Here is a 1,337-nt window from a genome sequence, read left to right on the forward strand (position 1 = left end):
CTGATTCTGAGGTTTAATTATGTAAAACCATTCGCCGTGCCACTTGGAGTGCTTAATATTAAGCTTATCCATAGTATCATTTGATACTTTAATACCTTTAGCATAAGTATTTGTATCCTGAACGCATTTGATATTTAAGCCAGTTGATGTTGTACAATTAGCTATTAGCTTGATAATGGTTTCCATGCTCACCAAAGGACGTCCTCGAGTATTCTTGCTCATATGGCAAAACATTCTGTGCTCAATCTTATTCCATTTAGATGTTCCTGGAGGATAGTGAAAAACCCATAACTCACGACCAATCTTATTAGCCAATTCTTGTAATTCACTTTTCCACAATCTACTTCTACAACTATTGCTCCCTCCACAATCAGCTGTAATCATGACTCTGGTACATTCTGGGTACATTTCTTTCCCCATATGCTCCCACCATAAACCAATACTGTTTACAGCAAAAGATGCTGTGTCTGCGGAGGATCCAACGCTGACAAATCCTTTATTTGCACCACAGTCATATACACCATATGGAGCTGCTTTTACAGTACCAAAATCATGATCTAAAACTTTAGTTGGTTGACCTTTAGGGCAGTATTCTGCTCCCTGATTTTTATAATTACCAATTAACTCTTTCTTTTTAGCATCAACTGATATGACAGGGTCGTTATTTGCGTGAAACTTCTTTGCAAAGCCATTAATTCGTTGAAATTGCTTATCTCTATCAACTGGAGATTCAGTAGCAGAGATATATTTTAGATTTTGCTGCAGGCTATAACCAAGCTCTACCAATATGTGACCCACACTGGTATGGCTGATATTAAACCCTTGCTCAATAAGTTTGCTCTGTATATGTCTTAAGCTTTTTGTTGTCCAAGTAAGAGGATTTTCAGGATTTCCTACAGTATGAGGCTCTACCAGTTTTTTAACAGCTTCTATTAATTCAGGGCTAACTACTGATATGGGTTTACGTCCAGCCCCAGACTCACGCACTTGATTGACAAAGTCAGGCCACTCTTCTTTTGGAAGATTTTTTAACTCCTCAGCATCCTTTTTTCCTCTGATAATTTTCTTTCTATCTGCGCCAGATAATTGTTGAACTAACGTATTGCAGCGAGTGCCTAAAGCACTAGATAATGCTCCTAAAAAGATCCTACTTTGTCTTTCATTAAGAGTTGGATTAACAATTTGGATAAACTCTTGAAGCGATTCACAGCTAATTTCGTAAGTATCACGCATGACAACCCCCTAAAGTAAAGACATAAAGTATTAGTTTACAATATACACATATTTAATAAAATATGTTGTACCTAGTTTGTTCTTTTAATTTGTTGACAATTCCT

General features: G+C 36.7%; 1 protein-coding gene. It reads right to left on the reverse strand.

All coding sequences use genetic code 11. From position 1 onward, the window contains the following. Positions 1 to 1,215 (reverse strand): ISAzo13 family transposase (locus MXE38_RS12305; protein ID WP_246915500.1); only part of this gene is annotated, 1,215 nt, incomplete at its 3' end. Positions 1,216 to 1,337: the final 122 nt, after the last annotated feature.

The organism is Anaerobiospirillum sp. NML120448 (assembly GCF_023050945.1).
Lineage (GTDB): Bacteria > Pseudomonadota > Gammaproteobacteria > Enterobacterales > Succinivibrionaceae > Anaerobiospirillum.